The sequence below is a fragment of the Rhodococcus sp. 7Tela_A2 genome, from assembly GCF_049311045.1.
Classification (GTDB): Bacteria; Actinomycetota; Actinomycetes; order Mycobacteriales; family Mycobacteriaceae; genus Rhodococcus.
In genome coordinates, this window is record NZ_JAXION010000200.1 from 1 (window position 1) to 3,475 (window position 3,475).

Here is a 3,475-nt window from a genome sequence, read left to right on the forward strand (position 1 = left end):
GCGCGGCGCGCCCCCCGGCTCCCGGCCCCCCGGCGGGGGCCCGGGGCCCCCCCCCCGGCGCCCCGCCCGAGACCGACTCAGTTGAACGAATCACCGCACGCGCACGAACCCGTGGCGTTCGGGTTGTCGATCGTGAAGCCCTGCTTCTCGATGGTGTCGACGAAATCGATCGCCGCACCTTCGACGTACGGAGCGCTCATACGGTCCACAGCGAGCTTGACGCCGGCGAAGTCCTTGATCAGGTCGCCGTCGAGACTGCGATCGTCGAAGAACAACTGGTATCGAAGACCGGCGCAGCCGCCGGGCTGCACGGCGATACGCAGTGCGAGGTCGTCACGGCCCTCCTGATCGAGAAGTGCCTTCGCCTTGGAGGCGGCGGCCTCGGTCAGGACGACGCCGTGAGTGTCGGTTTCTTGCTGCACAGTCATGGGCGCTCCCTGTATTTCGTGTCGGACCTGTGGTTCGTGTCGGACCCGGATGCCTCAACGGTACCGCGCCCGGATGTATTCCCCGTGAACGAGTCGCGCAACACAGTGGTATTGCAGCCTGGTTTACCCGTTCTCGCGAATATCCCATAGCCTGGAAGGGTGAAGTTGCTACGCCGCGGCGGTTCCGACGAGTCCGCCGACCACGAGGTTCCCGTGCCCGAGGCCCTGCCCGACGGGGAGGCTGTCGCCGCCGCCCCGAAGGTCACCACCGGCAAGGGCCGCCCGACGCCCAAGCGCCGAGACGCCGAAAGCCGCCGTCGCGGCCCGGTCGCCCCGGCCCCGATGACGGCGAAGGAAGCGCGCGAGCGGCGCAAAGCCGCACGCAAGTCGCAGTCGAAAGACCAGCGCAAAGCCGCTGCAGCCGAGCGTCGCGCGGCCGCATCCGAGCGCCGTAACCGGATGCTCGCCGGCGAAGAGAAGTTCCTGCTTCCCCGCGACCGGGGCCCGGAGCGCGCGTACGTGCGCGATCTCGTCGACAGCCGCCGCAACCTCGTCGGCCTCTTCATGCCGCTCGCGCTGGTGCTCATCATGTCGATGTTCCTCGGCCCCGTCGTGCAGCAGTACGTCACGCTGGCGATGTTCCTCCTGATGCTGCTGATGGTGATCGAGGGGATCTACCTCGGCCGTCTCGTGAACAGGAAGGTCCGCGAGCGTTATCCCGACTCCGCCCAGGGCGGATTCGGGCTGGGCTGGTACGCGTTCGTCCGCGCGTCGCAGATCCGCAAGCTCCGCGCGCCGCTCCCCCGGGTCAAGCCCGGCGACGCCGTCTAGGAATCTTCGCCCGCGCGGCACACACCGCGGTTTCCGGCCGCGGCCCGCGCGCCCGCGGACAATTCGGGCTGCGGCCGATTCGTCTCTCCGGGCCGGAAGGCGTTGGTCCGCCACCAGGCCCGCGCCACCCACCGGGGCCGCGCAGCCGGGAGGAACCGGCCGATCTCCGGCGCGGCCGCGAGTGCCAGGAGAAAGCCCATGATCACTATGATGTCCGCCATAGTGCCAGCCTGCGGGTGATGATCTCCGAGCGAAAGTGGCAGAAAAGACATCCATCGTCGGATTTGTGCCACAGGGCGAATTGATAGCGTCAGTCGGTGATTCCCCACGCGAGAGGTGACATGTGACCAGCACCCCCGGCTCACCCGCCGGTATCGAGTTCCCCCAGCTGACCGCACCGGACAGGGAGGTGCGACTCGTCGCCGAGGAACGACAGCGGGACCTGACCAAGCCTGCCGGCTCACTGGGCCGTCTCGAGGTCCTCGGTTGCTGGGTCGCCGCATGCCAGGGCGAAGTTCCCCCGCACCCGTTCCGGCGGCCCCGCGTCGTGGTCTTCGCCGGTGACCACGGAGTCGCACGCAACGGTGTCTCCGCATACCCGCCGGAGGTGACGGCCCAGATGGTCGCCAACCTCGTAGCAGGCGGAGCAGCAGTGAACGTCCTTGCCGGCGTTGCCGGAGCAGGCGTCCGCGTCGTCGATATGGCGGTGGACGGCGACACCCCCGCCGAGGTGTCCACCTTCAAGATCCGGCGCTCGAGCGGGAGCATCGACCGCGAAGACGCGCTGACCCACGACGAGACGGTACGGGCGGTCGAGGCCGGTCGCTCACTCGCCGACCGAGAGGTCGACGAAGGGGCGGATCTCCTGATCGCCGGTGACATGGGGATCGGTAACACCACCCCCGCCACCGTCCTCATCGCGACGCTGACGAGCACCGAACCTGTCGCCGCCGTCGGCCGCGGCACCGGAGTCGACGACGCCGGCTGGATGCGCAAGGTCACCGCCATCCGCGACGCGATGCGGCGTGCACGTCCGCACACCCGCGATCCCATCGCCCTGCTGCGCACAGCGGGCGGTGCCGATTTCGCCGCCATGGCGGGATATCTGTCGCAGGCTGCGGTACGCCGCACGCCCGTGATCCTCGACGGCGTCGTGGTCACCGCTGCGGCGATGGTGGCCGAAGAACTGACCCCGGGCGCAGCACGATGGTGGGTCGCCGGGCATCGGTCCGCCGAACCGGCCCACACGATCGCGCTGCGCCACCTGCGACTCGAACCGATTCTGGATCTCGACATGCGGCTGGGCGAAGGATCGGGCGCGGTGGCCGCACTCCCCGTCGTGCAGGGTGCGGTGGAGATCCTGGCGAGCATGGCGACGTTCTCGGAGGCCGGAGTCAGTACCCGCGACGAGGCTCCCACCAAGACCGCCGGGTGATGCTGCGCCGGTGGATCGACGGCGTGTCGCTGTCGCTCTCGTGGCTGACCGTCCTTCCCGCGCGGGGCCCGCACGACATCGACAGAACGGTCGCGGGCCGGGCGATCACCGCCGCTCCCGTCGCCGGCCTGGTACTGGGTGCAGCAGCGGCCGCGGTGTCCTGGGTAGCGAGCACCGCCGGTGCGCCGGTCTTCGCCACGGGACTGCTCTGTGTCGGTGTGCTCGCCGTCGGGACCCGTGGGATGCACGTCGACGGGCTGAGCGACACGGCCGACGGTCTCGGTTGTTACGGACCGCCCGAACGTGCCCGGGAAGTGATGCACAGCGGCGGAGCGGGGCCGTTCGGTGTCGTCGCGTCGATCGTCGTACTCGGCATTCAGGCGGCGTCGTTCGGCGCGCTCGCGGACGCCGGTGGATGGGCGGCGATCCTCGTTGCGGTAGCCGTGGGCCGGGTCGCCGTGGTGCTCGCGTGCCGCCGAGGAGTGCCCGCGGCGCCGGGAAGCGGCTTCGGCACCCTGGTGGCCGGAACGCAGGGTCCGCTTCCGATCGCGCTGTGGCTGGTCGCGGCGACAGCCGCTGCCGTCCTGACCACGCCCGCAACGCCGTGGCTCGGCCCGCTTGCCGTACTCGTGGCGCTGGTGTTGTCGGCTCTGTTCGTGCGGCACTGCGCCCGCCGGTTCGGCGGACTCAACGGCGACGTGCTCGGCGCGGCGCTGGAAGGCACGGTCGCGGGGGGCGCCCCCGGGGGGGCGCCCCCCCCACGACCCACCCCCCCCCCCCC

5 protein-coding genes are annotated in these 3,475 nt (G+C 70.4%); 3 read left to right on the forward strand and 2 right to left on the reverse strand.

All coding sequences use genetic code 11. The features are described 5' to 3' along the window. Positions 1–77: 77 nt before the first annotated feature. The gene (locus tag TVH25_RS21075; RefSeq protein WP_169620207.1) at positions 78–428 is read right to left on the reverse strand and encodes an iron-sulfur cluster assembly accessory protein; all 351 of its coding nucleotides are present in this window, start codon (positions 426–428) and stop codon (positions 78–80) included. 159 nt (positions 429–587) lie between these two features. Here TVH25_RS21075 and TVH25_RS21080 point away from each other — a divergent pair, with 159 nt between their 5' ends. Then, positions 588–1,259, forward strand: coding sequence for a DUF3043 domain-containing protein (locus TVH25_RS21080; protein ID WP_169620208.1), 672 nt, complete (start codon positions 588–590; stop codon positions 1,257–1,259). On the opposite strand, the gene TVH25_RS21085 is transcribed toward TVH25_RS21080, so the two are convergent. Continuing rightward, on the reverse strand, positions 1,256–1,480 hold the full coding sequence (locus tag TVH25_RS21085; RefSeq protein ID WP_422425391.1) for a hypothetical protein: 225 nt from the start codon (positions 1,478–1,480) through the stop codon (positions 1,256–1,258). The two genes, TVH25_RS21080 and TVH25_RS21085, sit on opposite strands and share 4 nt — an antisense overlap. Positions 1,481–1,602: 122 nt before the next feature. On the opposite strand from TVH25_RS21085, the gene cobT reads away from it, so the two are divergent. Together cobT and TVH25_RS21095 are read left to right on the forward strand one after the other, a co-directional pair. Beyond that, positions 1,603–2,694, forward strand: coding sequence for a nicotinate-nucleotide--dimethylbenzimidazole phosphoribosyltransferase (gene cobT, locus TVH25_RS21090; RefSeq protein ID WP_296550985.1), 1,092 nt, complete (start codon positions 1,603–1,605; stop codon positions 2,692–2,694). Then, the coding region (locus TVH25_RS21095; RefSeq protein WP_422425392.1) for an adenosylcobinamide-GDP ribazoletransferase at positions 2,694–3,475 on the forward strand (782 nt) is incomplete at its 3' end. The genes cobT and TVH25_RS21095, both read left to right, overlap by 1 nt.

Excerpts from the sequence above, each read along its gene's own strand:
- TVH25_RS21085 (WP_422425391.1), bottom strand. The coding sequence starts at position 1,480 with ATGGCGGACATCATAGTGATCATGGGCTTTCTCCTGGCACTCGCGGCC.
- TVH25_RS21075 (WP_169620207.1), bottom strand. The coding sequence starts at position 428 with ATGACTGTGCAGCAAGAAACCGACACTCACGGCGTCGTCCTGACCGAG.